This is a genomic window from Litorerythrobacter xanthomarinus, from assembly GCF_046254955.1.
Taxonomy (GTDB): Bacteria; Pseudomonadota; Alphaproteobacteria; order Sphingomonadales; family Sphingomonadaceae; genus Qipengyuania_C.
Map to the genome: position 1 here is coordinate 1317059 of NZ_JBJXRG010000001.1, position 13619 is coordinate 1330677.

A 13619-nucleotide genomic window follows, 5' to 3' on the forward strand; every position below is an offset into this window, starting at 1 on the left:
ATACTTTCTCTCGTAGCGTGGCGTTCCTAACGGGGCGCATCTCACTCACCAGATATCTCTCTCGAGATTGCAAGGGATCGTCATCTCATGAAGCTCAAATATCTCCTGGCTGCCAGCGTTGTCAGCCTTTCCGCCACGGCTGCAATGGTTCCGACCGTTGCCCACGCACAGCAAATTACCTCAGGTATCGAGGGTAGCGTCGTCGACGAGACCGGCACCGCGATCGCTGGCGCCACTGTCACTGTAACTGACACCCGTACCGGCCAAACCCGTACACTCAGCACCGGAAACGACGGCGATTTCCGCACGGCCTCACTCGTCCCAGGCGGACCTTACACCGTCACCGCTACCGCAAGTGGCTACGAAGGCCAAACAGTCGAAGGCGTCGGTATCTCGGTCGCCGGCAACACTGCATTCCGCTTCGAACTGTCTCCCGGCGATGCAGCCGGTGTGATCATTGTGACCGGCGCTCGCGCTAACGTTTCGCAGCTTGCCGTTGGCCCAGGCCAGGCCTTTGGGCTCGAAACGCTTGAAGCCTTCCCCTCCATTTCGCGCGACATTCGCGATATCATCCGCCTCGATCCGCGCGTGGCGATTGAGCGAGATAGCGAAGTCGACCGTATTTCATGTCTCGGCGGCAATGATCGCCTCAACTCGTTCACTGTCGATGGTATCGTCCAATCGGACAATTTCGGCCTGACAGATACGCCCTTCGCGGCACGCAGCAATTTGCCGATCCCTTACGATACCATTCGCGAAACATCGGTTGAATTCGCTCCTTTCGACGTGGAGTACGGCCAGTTCACCGGTTGTGCGATTAACGTTGTAACGAAGTCTGGTTCGAACGATTTCCACGGCAGCGCGTTCTTCACCTTCCGCAACAACGACTTAAGAGGTGATACGGTCGATGGCCTTGATCGCAGCACACTGCCTTTTGAGGAAAAGCGTTGGGGTGCTACTCTCAGCGGTCCGATCATCAAAGACCGACTGTTCTTCTTTGCTGCCTATGAAGAAACAGACCTCCCCGATCCAGTAGATTTCGGCCCGACCGGAAGCGGACTTGCGAACGAAGCAGACTTCGCAACTCAGGCGCAGTTCGATGAATTTGAACAGATTGCCAATGACATCTACGGACAGGACATCGGCGGTTTCGCAACGATCACGCCTGAAACAGCCGTGCGCTACTTCGGTCGCCTGGATGCATACATCACAGACGACCACCGACTCGAGCTAACCTACCAGCATCTCGACGAATCCAATGTCACTTCCGACACGGGTGGCAACAACTTCACCGGGATTAACAGCTTCAACGAGCAAGGCACGCTCTCGGACTACTATTCGGCGCGTCTGTATTCGGATTGGAGCGAGAACTTCTCTACCGAACTACGCGTCTCCCGTTCGGATATCTCTGACCGTCAGGGTCCGTTCGGCTTTAACGAGCAGCAGGAAGAGAATCCCACCGTTCGTCTTGCTGTCGGTGTCGTTGGACCAAGTGAGAATGGATTGCTTACTACGGGTCCGAGTATCTTCCGCTCATCAAACGCACTGGAGCAGCAAGTCGACCAGGCCAAATTGGGCGCGACGCTGCTCGCTGGCGATCACACCTTCAGCTTCGGCGCCGAAGCAAACCGCGCCGAGGTGTTCAATCTCTTTGCCATCAACTCTACCGGCACTCTGTACTTTCAAAATCTAGATGATTTCCGAGAAGGCATACTGACCGATGGATTCCTGACCACTCCCTTCGCCGGTGCCGATGACGTCGTCGATGGGATAACGGCTGGTGGACTGATTGCGGCTACTGCCTCAGGTGATATTCGCGAGACAGGAGCAACCTTCACTCGAACAATCTGGAGTATTTACGCTCAGGACGAGTGGCAAGTAAATGATCAACTAAACCTTCTTCTCGGTGCGCGAATGGACTGGTACAGCGGCGATGCGGCGCGTGTCACGCCCAACTTCCAGCAGCGCTACGGTTTCTCCAACTCGCGCTCCTTCGGATCGATCGATCCGATCTTCCTGCCACGCCTTGGCTTCACCTATGACCTGTTCAATGAAGGCTTCTTCGATTCAACCGTTATCAAGGGCGGAGTTGGGATCTTTGGCGGGGGCGATCCTAGCGTCTGGTTCTCCAACACATTCTCGAATACCGGCTTTTCTGCCTCTCAAGGGAGCACGAACGACGGTGAGTGTGCCGCCCTCGCTACCCCTATCGACGTAGTAGAGAACGGGCAGTTCACAGGCTTCCCTCAGTGCGCTCGTGATGCGGGCGGGAATGTCGCTGCTTCTGGCGAAAATCCGACTCAGACTATTGACCCGAATCTGAAATTGCCCACCGTAGTTCGCGCCAATCTCGGCCTTGAGACACGCTTCGGCACGGAGACTGGATTCTTCAGCAACTGGAATCTCAATCTTGATTACATCTACAGCAAGTTCCGCAATCCGCTGAATTGGGTCGATTTGACGTACGCGATCGATTTCCGTCGTGGCGACAATGGTTTCGCGGTAGACGGTCGTCCTTATTATTCGTCAATCGATCCGTTGCTAGACGATTGCAATGCAACCTTTATCTCACCCGGCGTTTGGGATGGTGTCACCACAGAATGTTTCAATACCCGGCGTGAAGACGAATACATGCTGACCAACGCCGGCAGCTTTGAGAGCCATGTCTTTTCGGCAATCCTCTCTAAGAATTTCGAAGGCGGCCTTCTTACGGAAGCTGGTAACTTCCGCCTCAACATGGGTTATGCATACACTGATGCAGAGAACCGTCGCGAGTCACGTAGCTCCACCGCATCTTCGAACTTCGGCAAGTCCGCTCACTTTGACCTGCTCGATCCTGACGCGTCGACGTCAAACTATCAGACGGCTCATGTGCTGACCTTTGCCGCGAATCTGCGCGAAGAGTTCTTCGGTGACTACGGAACCGAGATCGGGCTTGCGCTTGTTGCTCGTTCGGGTCGTCCCTACAGCCTGACCTTTGATCGTTCGCCATTCAGCGAGCTTTCGAGCAGTCGGGATTCGGCGCTCATCTACGTGCCGACCGGAATCGATGATCCGAACCTGTCACCCGATTCCGATTTCGGTGATGTTCAGGAACTGATTGATTATGTGGCTGCATCGGGCTGCGACTTCACGCCCGGAGAAACGATCAAGCGTAACACATGCCGCGCCGATTGGTATTGGGATATGGATATGCGGATTAGTCAGGAATTGCCTGGGCCGGGCAAGTTGTTCGGTGTGAAAGACCGCTTTACGCTATTCGCCGACTTCGACAATATTCTGAATATGCTCGACAGTAGCTGGAATGTGTTTCGCACGGTTCCGGGCAATAACTTTGCCAATGGCGATGGCGCTCTGGTCGATCTTGCCGATGGCGGGCTTGATAGCGAGGGACGCTATGAGATTGATGGCTTCAACCCCGATGATCGCGTGAACCTTCGGACCTCCTCATCGATCTGGAAAATCCAGCTCGGCGTTCGTTACGAATTCTGATCTTCTGATTTAATCGAATCAAGAAAGGGCGGGGCCGCATGGCTCCGCCCTTTTGCTTTGCGCGCATTGTCATGGGGGCCGGAACGCGGCTAACACCTCGTGCGTTTGGGATTGCGATGACCGAGGGATCGAATTTTCTCACCACCAAGAAGCGGCCCCGGCCCCTGTTGGTCGTGGCGATTGCCTTGTTCCATGTGCTGGTGCTCTACGGCTTGATGCGCGCGCTCGCCCCCGATTTCACCGCCAATGTGCAGGATACTGTGGTCGAGGCATTCACCGTCACGATCACGACGCCCGAGGATGAGCCGGTCGAACCTGAACCCGATGCCGGAGCTGCCGGATCAGCAGGTGGAGAAGCCATTCCCAAGCCGAAATCCGCCGAGACTCCCAAGGTTCCGATCCGGCAGGACGAGGCCATGCCGCGCACCGCGTCCACCGGCGATGCCAACACCTCGGGCGCGCGCGACAGCGGCGATGGCACCGGAGCATCGGGCGATGGGCTCGGAACGGGCAGCGGGAACTCGGGAAGCGGGCAAGGTTCGGTCGCTAGCGGGCCATCGGTGCGTTCGGGAGAGCTCAACCAGGCGCGTGATTTCCCTATCCCCGAAGGCGGGCGGCAAACACGCTTTGGCCGGTCGGTGACCGTTGTCTTCACGGTCGGTACAGACGGTAGGGCAAGCAATTGTTCGGTCGCACGCACCTCGGTTGATCCCGAAACGACCGCTGCGGTCTGCCCTTTGGTGATCCAGAAGATCCGATTCAACCCAGCGCGCAATGCGGACGGGGATCCGATTGCAGCCCGCTATGGCTACCGGGTGGATTTCCGGCCTTCTTGAGCGCTTCCAGCTAGGATGCATTAACCACGCTGTGCTATCGAGAATGTCATGAGCAGCACTACAATCGTCCCGGTAATCCTATGTGGTGGAAGTGGCACGCGGCTCTGGCCGCGCAGTCGCAAAGAGAGACCAAAGCCGTTCCTACCGCTATTGGGCGAGCGCTCGCTCTTCCAGCAGACTTGCGATCGGTTCTCCGCCGATACCGGCTTCCGGCCGCCGATCGTGGTCGCCGGCGAAGCTCATCGAATTTTGATCGAAGACCAGCTTGGCGAATACTCCGATGCACGCATCACAATCGAGCCTGCGGCGAAGAATACCGCTCCTGCGATCGCGCTTGCGGCGCATGTGCTCGATCCAAATGATATCATGCTTGTTTGTCCCAGCGATCATTACATTGCCTCGGTCGAGGCATTCCAAGATGCAGCCAAGGCGGCAGCGGAGCTCGCCAGCGAGGGCTGGCTCGTCTCGCTTGGAATTATGCCAGACAGGCCGGAAACGGGCTACGGCTACCTCAAGCGCGGCGCAGCATTGGGTGTGGGTTGCCGCACCGAGGAATTTGTCGAAAAGCCGGATCTTGCGCGCGCTGAAGCCTATCTCGCCGATGGCGGCTACCTCTGGAATGCAGGGATCTTTGCATTCTCCGCCAGAAGTTTTCTCGAGGAACTGGTGAAACATCGAACCGAAATGGCGGCTTTGGTCGCGCAGTCAGCCAATGAAGCTGACTCCGATGGGCGTGTCATTCGCCCCTCTGAAGCTCCTTTTGCCCAAATCGCCGCGGAATCGGTCGATTATGCCGTGATGGAAGCAACCGATCGCGCTGCGCTGGTCGACGCCGACATCGGCTGGTCCGACATTGGCAATTGGCAGGCCTTGGCCCAGGCCCGCGGGGATAATGCCGACGGCAATGGTAATATTGCGATGGCATCCGCGGATTTGATCGACTGTAAGAACGTTACCGTCGACAGCGACGGGCCTCGTGTTTCCGTCGTTGGGCTGGAAAATGTGATTGTCGTGGTCGACGGCGAAGAAGTGCTCGTCACCAGCGCTGAAGGCGCGCAAAAAGTCGGTCAGTTGCCAGGGTCGAAAAGCCAATGATGCCGCGCAAGCTTGAGACCAGGCTCGTCGAGAAGGTGTGGGGTAAAGATACCTTGCCGCCGCCATTTTCTGCGCCATCCGGCAAGCGGATCGGCGAGATCTGGTTCGAACCACCCCTGGAACTGCCCGAACTGCTCGGCAAATACCTGTTCACGAGCGAGAAGCTGTCGGTCCAAGTGCATCCGCCGGGCAAGGACGAGTGCTGGCTGGTGCTCGATGCCGAACCGGGTGCCCGGCTCGCGGTGGGCTTCATCGAAGAGCATTCCGAGGCGGAGTTACGGCAAGGCGCGCTCGATGGTTCGATCGAGCCAATGCTGGAATGGCACGAAGTGGAGTCGGGCGACTTCGTATACCTTGCGGCGGGCACAGTTCACGCCATTGGCGCGGGTTGCACACTGGTCGAGATGCAGCAGAACTGCGGCATCACCTATCGTTTCTACGACTACGGCAGGCCGCGCGAGTTGCACCTCGAGGACGCCCTGGCTGTCGCGGATCGCGGGCCGCATGATCGCGCGTTGTGGAAGAAGGCTGGCGAGCAAAGCGCTTGCCTTGTCGATGGGTGTTTCTTCCGGCTGGACCGATTGGTGGGAGAGGCTGATGCGGCGATGCTAGCGGCGCACGACGGCCCATGTCTCCTTTTGCCGCTGGCTGGAGCGCTTGAATGCGAGGGGATCGAGGCGGAGCCGGGATCGTGCGTGTTGGTCGATGGGCTTTCCCAGACGCGGTTCGATGAGGACGCTATAGTATTGGTCTGTTCGCCGCGCGGTTAGTAGTCGCCGCTCACATAGAGCGTGAGTGCCTCGTCCAGCTCGGCCTTGCTGTAGGGCTTCTTCAGGAGGCTGAACGCCCCGATCTCGTCGAGCCGATCGGATAGCTGGTCGTATCCCGTGGCCAGTACAAAGGGGATACCGCGCTTGCGCAATTCCTTCGCTACCGGTTCGCTCGATTCGCTGCCGAGGTTGTAATCGAGAATGGCGAGATCGGGTGTTCTCGTATCGAGCGCTTCCATTGCAGCGCCAACACTCCCTGCGATATCGATCGACTCGATGCCGAGTTCCTTCAGACATTCTTCAGTCTCGAGAGCGATGATCATGCTATCTTCGATAACCAGTATGTGTTTCGGCAAATGGGCATTCCTACCTGAAACCTTGGACTGAGCGCTTTCGATGCGCTGGCGTTCCATTTCGATCGATTCCTGTTCTTCCAGCTCCGCCAGATGCTTCTGCGGGATGACAAAGTAACCTTCCACGCCTTCCAGCTTGAAATCGATTTTGGCTTCACCCTGGAGCTCGAAGGGTATCGATTTCTCGGTGATCGTGCTCCCGAAGCCTCGACGTTCGGGCTTCGTCACCGGCGGGCCGCCGCGCTCAACCCACTTGATCGTCATATCGCCATCGAGCTCTTCACCGATGGTCACCGTCAGCGTGCCATTGCTATCGCATAGCGATCCGTACTTGGCAGAATTGGTCATCATTTCGTGAATGACGAGCGCTAAGACAGTGTAGGCCTCTGGCGCGACGAGGCGATCGCGGCCTTCAATGGTTACTCGCTGGATCTTCCCCGCAAGATAGGCCTCGGCCTCCGATCGGATTAGCTCGTGCACCGATGCATGGGACCAGTTGCCGCGCGTGATGTTGTCATGCGCCTTCGCCAGCGCGCCGATCCGCCCGCCGATGATTTCGCTGAAATCGGCCACAGAAAGCGCTTCATGGCGCGACTGACTTACGAGGCTGCGGATCAGGTTCAGAATGTTGCGAACCCGGTGGTTGAGCTCCGAGATCAGCAGTTCTTGCTGCTGCTGGGCGCGAACCTTATTCTGCACAGCATCATCGGTCATGCGCAAGATCACCTCGAGCAAAGTGACCCGCAAGCTTTCGGCTATTTCGACTTCTTCGCGCGTCCACCGCGCGCTCTTGCCGCTGACATCCTCCTGCCATGCCTCGAAACTCTTGCGCGGAGTCAGGCGCGCACCGTTGGGTCCAAATTCGACCGGCTTCTCCGGGTTGCCGGCCCACATGACCTGCTGCTTCAGCTCCTTGCGCCAGAATACGAGATAGTCGCGCGGCCTACGCGAAACCGGGATGATCAGCGCCCCGACGGCCTTGTCGGCGAATTCCTGTGCTGCCGGAATGCGCGCTACGAGCTCATCGGTAGCGATGATCTGGCTGGTCGTAGCACTGTTGAGGATCGGTGTTAGCGCCCGGAACTCATCCTTGGCCGGAGCCTTGCCGCGCGCTTTGTACGTCCCGTCAATATATGCGGACATCCCGTCATGCGCGATGACTTGGCCGATCACCATGTCGATTGTGGCGAGGCTTTCGACCAGCGGCGCACCGCTTGCCAACTGCGCCATAAGACGGTGATGGATGGTCCTGCCTTTCTCGCGCAGGCGGGCGGTCGCCTGTCCAAGCAAGCGCTCCAGAACCAGTGAGAAGAACTGCGAATAGAGCTCGGCGAGGCTACGGTGAGGGTAAGAGAGGATCTTAGCCGAGTAATGGTGGCATGCGAAAAGCCCCCATAGCTTCCCCCCGACGATGATCGAGATCGACAGTGAAGCGCCCACACCCATGTTCTTGAGGTACTCGATGTGGATCGGTGAAACCGCGCGCAGCGAACTGAAGCTGAGATCCAGCGGTTCTCCGTCGAAGGATGTGGCGGGTTCGATCGGGACGGGCTCCGCATCCACATCTGCGATGATACGAAACGGATTGAGCAAATATAGCTGCCTCGCCTGCGCCGGGATATCGGTTTTGGGATACCGCAGGCGCAGGAAACCCTCGAGCTCAGGCTCGCGTGCTTCAGCAATTACTTCGCCGGAATCATCGGCGTGGAAACGATAGACCATCACCCGGTCAAACCCGAGTATCTTCTTGAGTTGCCGCGCGGCATTATCGCAGAGGTAATTGACGTCCTTGTGCGGCTCAAGCTCGGCCATCATCGGCCGCAGCTGGGATACTTCGGCATGCCGATCCCCATCGGGGTGGGGCTCAAATTCGATGATGATCAGCGACCCCGAACGATGCAGCGCGCAATCAAACTGTTTGCCGTTGCCCATCAGGTCAATGCCGAAAATCCGCTCCACCACAACCGCATCGTCAAGAGGGCTTATCGTGTTCGAAAGGCGCTCAATCGCTTCGGCGGAAAATACGTCTTTCAACCGCATGCCTTGTTCGAGCTTTACATCCTCGCCGAGGATCTGCGCGACGTTTGCCGAACGTTGCGCAACGAACCAGTCGGAGTTGACTGAGACCAACGCGCCGAAGTCCTGGATCTTGCCAAGCTGGTGGATCGGTTCGCGATCACAGTTGGTGAGGTCAACCTGGTCGAAATTCTCGCTCATGCCGCGATCCTCTCGCGGTTCTGTCCCGCCAATGCGAGGAAGAGATCGAAAACAATTGTGGCAGAGCGTTCGGCGGGCAAATCTGCGTCTTTCGGACAATCCGCTTCGAGCCGGGATTGCAAGCCCTTCCAGAAATCGGTCATGCGCGTGTCGGAAAAAAATGCGGTTGGCAGCTCCAATGCGGCGGGCAACCCCTTGAGGAGGAATCGGTTACCTAGATGAGATCCTGCCAAGACCCACGCGACGCCAAGTGCATCTCCGTCGGGTTCCAGTTCGAATTTGGGTTCCTGAATGACTTGAGAAGCACCGAGGCTGGAGAGGTCGTGCCTGATGAGCGCAGTCTGCGAGGGAGGTACCAACTCGTCAGGCGCGTTTCTGACGAGCCAACGTTCGACCGGGAGCCGCGCAGCCAGCTGAATACGTAGGAACCGCGCATAACTTGCACGATCGCTGAAGTCGGACGGCATCGCGCGATCGAGCCGGTCATGTAGTCCACGCGTGACAGTCCGCAAACGGCTTCTGATGCTCAACTGGTGATTGCCCTCTTAGACCAAAATACAGATCAGGAGCCCTAAGTGCTCGCCAGGCCACCACCCCGACAAACCTCCCCCAACTAGTTTATAATCTACGTACGCAGGAATGGTTCCCAGTCAATTACCACATGCTGGGCAATCCAAAGGGAGCGATCAGGTCAGCAGCTTCTGCCCTTCTTTCTTAATCGCGCTGGAGATCATCGGCTTGATAAAGCTGAGCGCCGCCGGCAAGTCGATCTCGAAAACGACCTGGTCTGGTTCGATCTGGACGCTTCCTTCAACCTGCTGCCCCATGGCGCCCACTGTGAGATCCATCCGGTCTTCATTGGGCCAATTTGTCGTAACGTCAGCCATCCCGCCGGGCACGAAATCGGCGATCTCGTGGCTGCGGCTGCGGAGGCGATGGCGAACTTCTTCCTGCGATAGATCATGCTTGATCGGGATGCGCATCAATCAGTTCCTTCCGGCCTGTCGATGATGGGAGCCGTCTCTCCATCACCATAACGATATTCGAGGAAGCGATCCTTGACCGCCAGTTCGTCCAGTGCGCCGTCCGCAAGCTGGCGGGTTACGCTGTCGATTTCCTTGCTGATCTTGCCCAGGCTGGCGGTAATCTGTTCGTCCGGCGTCTTCCCGCCGCGCGCTTCGCGGCGCAGATGATCGGGAATTCGCTGATAGGAATCGATCATTTCGGGCAGGTGTTCGCCCACCAACTTGCGCACTTCGCGCGCCGCCGGATGGTTCTGATCAACCGTTTCAAGCTGCTTGCCCAGCGCATCTAGCTGTACGCCCATGTCCTCGACCACCTTCACCGCGGGCGGCGGCAGGGCGGGGCGCTGATGTTCGAGCCACAGTTCGGTGCGCGAGACCATCTGGCGAACGTCGCCCTTGTTGATGTCGCTGCGCTTGGGCACCTTGATTTTTTGGCTGAGAACACCGCTGTAAAGCAGCACCAGAACCAGGCCGGTGATTATCACGCCCCAAAAGCCGATCCCATTAAGGATTGCGGCCGCGATGCTCACCGCCGCAAAGACGCCTAGTGTGCCGATCGCAAGCTGGATCAGTTTCTTCTTCCAGTGTTTGAGCTTGAGGCTGGCTGAGCCTTCACCGATCGACCCTTCCCGCCGATGCCTGCCGCCAGCGCGATTGTCGTCGCGCAGGATGCGTCCCTCTTCGATCAGGCGCTCGCTCTGGCGCGTCAGGTCGTTCATCAGCCTTCCAGTGCTAGCAGCGAGTCGTCAGCCGTGCTGATCTTGGACTGCGCCTGGTTCTGGCCTTCGGCGCGCGCGATATAGCCTTTTGACTTCTCGACTTCGTCGGAAAGCACGTCGACCGTCTGCTTCATGGATTCGAGGGCGCGGACCTTGAAATCATCGACTTCGTCCATCGTGTCATAGATGTTCTGGAACGCGCGCTGGAGCGTTTCCAGCGGGATGGTGCTCGCTGCTGCCTGCTCGTGAATCTTGCCGGTCTGGTCACGCAGCATGGTCGAAGTACTATCGATGATGCCTGCAGTGGTCTCATTGAGCGAGGTGATCTGCTGCAGCACCAGCCGCTGGTTGGTCATCGCTTCCGACACGGTCACGGCCGTGCGCAATGCGCCGACAGTGGTGGTGCTGGCCCGGTCGACGCCTTTGACCAGCTCGACATTGTTCTTCTTGACGAGATCAAGCGCGAGATAGCCTTGCACCGATACCGCCATCTGCGTCAGCAGGTCCTGTGTGCGCTGGCGGACGTAAAACAGCGCAGTTTCGCGGATCGCCTTGGCCTTGGCCGGATCGGTCGCGTCGAGCTCGGCCGCCTTTTCTTCCAGCTTTTCATCGAGCGTCTTGGAAATGTGGATCATCTGCTCGAGATTACCCATTGCTTCCCAAAGCTTCTGCCGCTCTACATCGATTGCGGCGTTGTCCATCAGGAGCTCGTCCTTGCCGTTGCCGAGCTTGGAGAGGATCTGCTGGATGTGGGTTTGTGCGCTCTGGTAGCTGCGGAAATAGTTGGTTAGCTTGTTGCCGAACGGGATGATGCCGAGGAACTTGCGCGGCCCCGTCAGCTTGCCTCGGCGGCTCGGGTCGAGGTCTTCGACCGTGCGGCGCAATTCGGCGAGATTGGCGCCCACGCCTTCATCTTGATCCATGGCGCGCAATGGCCGGTCGAGGAAGCGGTTGGACATGCCGGCCGCGGCCATGATTTCCTTGCGGCCCATATTGGTGATCTGGTCGACCTTCTGGCCGAATTCGGGCGAATTGGAATCTTGAGAAACCAGCTCGGCCACAAAGCCGTCGACCTTTTCTTCGAGCTTGGACTTCTTCTCTTCGCTTACCGGGACGAGCCCTGCAGCTTTTTCGGGCGCGACGGCGGGAACCGGATCGGGCGGGGTCAGGTCAAAATCCGTTTCGGTTGCGGTCTTGGTGGTAGTCTCGTTCATGTGAACCCTGGGCTCCTTTAAGGGCGAACTTTCTTGATACCTGTATTAGGTATATAAGACACATAGTTCAAGCTTTTGACAGACTAGCACAGGCTGGATGCCGCGCGCGACCAAAACCGCAACCCTTGATGGGTATGCGCCTAAGCCGCGACTTTTAGTTCGAGAGGCTGGATTTCGCCCGACAGATAGAGCTGCTTCGCCTTGGCGCGGCTGAGCTTGCCTGAACTGGTGCGCGGCAATGTACGCGGCGGGACCAGCTCGACGACGCAGCCCATTCCGGTGACCGACCGGACTTTGTCGGAAATCAGGTCGCGTAGGCGGATCCGTTCTTCCGGATCGGAAACGCGGCAGTGGACCAGTACGGCGGGCGCTTCTTCACCATTCTCGGTCTCGACTGAAAATGCTGCGATGTCGCCGTGATTGAAACCGGGCAATTGCTCGACTGCCCATTCGATATCCTGCGGCCAGTGGTTCTTGCCGTTGATGATTATCATGTCCTTGGCACGGCCAACAATGAACAGGTAGTCATCGGCCATGTAGCCCATGTCGCCGGTATCGAGCCAACCGTCGATCAGGCAATCATCGGTCGCTTCCTGATTGCGGAAATAGGAGTGCATCACGCTGGGGCCGCGGCACCAGACCTTGCCGATTTGGTGATCACCTTTGACGTCGCCATTCTCGCCGCGAATCTCGACATCCATATCGAGCACCGGCTTGCCGCAATTGACGATCGCCCGGTAGCGCGCCGGGCGAGAGAGATCGCGCGGAGTACCCGAGAGACGTTCTTCTTCGACCAGTTCGACGCGAATACCTTCACCCGGTGGCATGACAGTGACAGCAAGTGTCGCCTCGGCCAGCCCATAGCTCGGCGTGAAGGCACTCGCCTTGAACCCGGCTTCGGCGAAGGCGTTGACGAATCCCTGCATCACATCGGGCCGGATCATGTCGGCGCCGTTGCCGGCTATGCGCCAGCGCGAGAGGTCAAAGCGGTCGCCGACATGGCTCTGGCTGGAAATGCGGCGCGCGCAAATATCGTAGCCGAAAGTGGGCGAGTAGGAGAGCGTCGTGCCCTCGTTGCGGCTGATCATGTCAAGCCATGCCAGCGGACGGCGCGCGAAGTGCTCGGTGCGCAGATAGTCCGAAGAAACCTGGTTGGCGATAGGTGAAAGGAAGCAGCCGACAAGGCCCATGTCGTGATACCAGGGGAGCCAGCTGACGCAGCGATCATTGTCTCCAACCTTCATCGCATGGCTGTGACCCGCCAGATTATTAAGCAGTGCGCGGTGGGTTACAGCGACACCCGTTGGGAAGCGGGTCGAGCCAGACGAGTATTGTAGGTAGCAAATGTCATCCGGATGCGTTTCCGGAAGTTCGCATTGCGGATCGGGGCGGTCAGCGAAGCTGTCCCAATCCACTCCTTCACAGCCCTGTTTCTCTGCACCGGCGGCGGCCATTTCGGAAATTTCGGCCGGATAGATGAGCATCTTTGGATCGCTGCTCGTCAATTGCACTGCGAGCTGTTCGATATAGCTGTCGCGGCCGCCAAAGGTGGTCGGTAGCGGCAGCGGAATCGGCCAGGCCCCGGCATAGATGCATCCGCAAAAAAGTGCGGCAAATTCGGGACCGGTTTCCGCAATCAGGGCAACGCGGTCTTCCTTGCCGATACCTGATGCGATCAGGCGGCGCGCCATCGCCAATGCATCCTCCCGCATCTCCGCGAAGGGATAAACGCGTTCCAGCGTTCCCCGCATATCGTGAAAGTTGAGGCCCTTTTCGCTCCTTGCGGCGTAGTCGATGGCCTCGATGAAGGTTGCGAAATCCGCTTTTCGGCGGGGAAGTTCGCAATTATTCGGCGTCGGCTTCATAGCGGCGTCGTTCATTTACCCTTGCGATACCCG

10 protein-coding genes are annotated in these 13619 nt (G+C 58.1%); 4 read left to right on the forward strand and 6 right to left on the reverse strand.

Going from position 1 to position 13619, the window contains the following annotated elements:
- Positions 1-87: 87 nt before the first annotated feature.
- The 4 genes from ACEWMW_RS06655 (at position 88) to ACEWMW_RS06670 (ending at position 6193) form a co-directional block, all read left to right on the forward strand.
- Complete coding sequence (locus tag ACEWMW_RS06655; RefSeq protein ID WP_409413108.1) at positions 88-3492, forward strand: TonB-dependent receptor; 3405 nt, start codon at positions 88-90, stop codon at positions 3490-3492.
- A gap of 116 nt (positions 3493-3608) precedes the next feature.
- Positions 3609-4328, forward strand: a complete 720-nt coding sequence (locus ACEWMW_RS06660; RefSeq protein WP_409413109.1) for an energy transducer TonB — start codon at positions 3609-3611, stop codon at positions 4326-4328.
- A gap of 48 nt (positions 4329-4376) precedes the next feature.
- On the forward strand, positions 4377-5423 hold the full coding sequence (locus tag ACEWMW_RS06665) for a mannose-1-phosphate guanylyltransferase (protein ID WP_409413110.1): 1047 nt from the start codon (positions 4377-4379) through the stop codon (positions 5421-5423).
- Positions 5420-6193 carry a class I mannose-6-phosphate isomerase gene (locus ACEWMW_RS06670; protein WP_409413111.1) on the forward strand — a complete coding sequence of 258 codons (774 nt, stop codon included), beginning with the start codon at positions 5420-5422 and terminating at the stop codon, positions 6191-6193. Before ACEWMW_RS06665 ends, ACEWMW_RS06670 begins: the two co-directional genes overlap by 4 nt.
- On the opposite strand, the gene ACEWMW_RS06675 is transcribed toward ACEWMW_RS06670, so the two are convergent.
- The 6 genes from ACEWMW_RS06675 to ACEWMW_RS06700 all read right to left on the reverse strand — a co-directional run bounded on the left by ACEWMW_RS06675 (position 6190) and on the right by ACEWMW_RS06700 (position 13601).
- Positions 6190-8763 carry an HWE histidine kinase domain-containing protein gene (locus tag ACEWMW_RS06675; RefSeq protein ID WP_409413112.1) on the reverse strand — a complete coding sequence of 858 codons (2574 nt, stop codon included), beginning with the start codon at positions 8761-8763 and terminating at the stop codon, positions 6190-6192. The genes ACEWMW_RS06670 and ACEWMW_RS06675 overlap by 4 nt on opposite strands.
- Positions 8760-9293 carry a biliverdin-producing heme oxygenase gene (locus ACEWMW_RS06680; protein WP_409413113.1) on the reverse strand — a complete coding sequence of 178 codons (534 nt, stop codon included), beginning with the start codon at positions 9291-9293 and terminating at the stop codon, positions 8760-8762. The genes ACEWMW_RS06675 and ACEWMW_RS06680 overlap by 4 nt, the downstream gene beginning before the upstream one ends.
- A gap of 156 nt (positions 9294-9449) precedes the next feature.
- Complete coding sequence (locus tag ACEWMW_RS06685) at positions 9450-9746, reverse strand: polyhydroxyalkanoic acid system family protein (RefSeq protein ID WP_409413114.1); 297 nt, start codon at positions 9744-9746, stop codon at positions 9450-9452.
- Positions 9746-10507, reverse strand: coding sequence for a hypothetical protein (locus tag ACEWMW_RS06690; protein ID WP_409413115.1), 762 nt, complete (start codon positions 10505-10507; stop codon positions 9746-9748). The genes ACEWMW_RS06685 and ACEWMW_RS06690 overlap by 1 nt, the downstream gene beginning before the upstream one ends.
- Positions 10507-11721, reverse strand: coding sequence for a toxic anion resistance protein (locus ACEWMW_RS06695; protein WP_409413116.1), 1215 nt, complete (start codon positions 11719-11721; stop codon positions 10507-10509). The genes ACEWMW_RS06690 and ACEWMW_RS06695 overlap by 1 nt, the downstream gene beginning before the upstream one ends.
- 140 nt (positions 11722-11861) lie before the next feature.
- Positions 11862-13601: a fatty acyl-AMP ligase gene (locus tag ACEWMW_RS06700; protein WP_409413117.1), complete on the reverse strand. Its 1740-nt coding sequence runs from the start codon at positions 13599-13601 to the stop codon at positions 11862-11864.
- Positions 13602-13619 lie beyond the last annotated feature (18 nt).

Coding starts and splice junctions, on each gene's coding strand:
- ACEWMW_RS06660 (WP_409413109.1), top strand. CDS start 3,609: ATGACCGAGGGATCGAATTTTCTCACCACCAAGAAGCGGCCCCGGCCC.
- ACEWMW_RS06700 (WP_409413117.1), bottom strand. CDS start 13,601: ATGAACGACGCCGCTATGAAGCCGACGCCGAATAATTGCGAACTTCCC.
- ACEWMW_RS06685 (WP_409413114.1), bottom strand. CDS start 9,746: ATGCGCATCCCGATCAAGCATGATCTATCGCAGGAAGAAGTTCGCCAT.
- ACEWMW_RS06690 (WP_409413115.1), bottom strand. CDS start 10,507: ATGAACGACCTGACGCGCCAGAGCGAGCGCCTGATCGAAGAGGGACGC.
- ACEWMW_RS06670 (WP_409413111.1), top strand. CDS start 5,420: ATGATGCCGCGCAAGCTTGAGACCAGGCTCGTCGAGAAGGTGTGGGGT.
- ACEWMW_RS06655 (WP_409413108.1), top strand. CDS start 88: ATGAAGCTCAAATATCTCCTGGCTGCCAGCGTTGTCAGCCTTTCCGCC.
- ACEWMW_RS06695 (WP_409413116.1), bottom strand. CDS start 11,721: ATGAACGAGACTACCACCAAGACCGCAACCGAAACGGATTTTGACCTG.
- ACEWMW_RS06665 (WP_409413110.1), top strand. CDS start 4,377: ATGAGCAGCACTACAATCGTCCCGGTAATCCTATGTGGTGGAAGTGGC.
- ACEWMW_RS06675 (WP_409413112.1), bottom strand. CDS start 8,763: ATGAGCGAGAATTTCGACCAGGTTGACCTCACCAACTGTGATCGCGAA.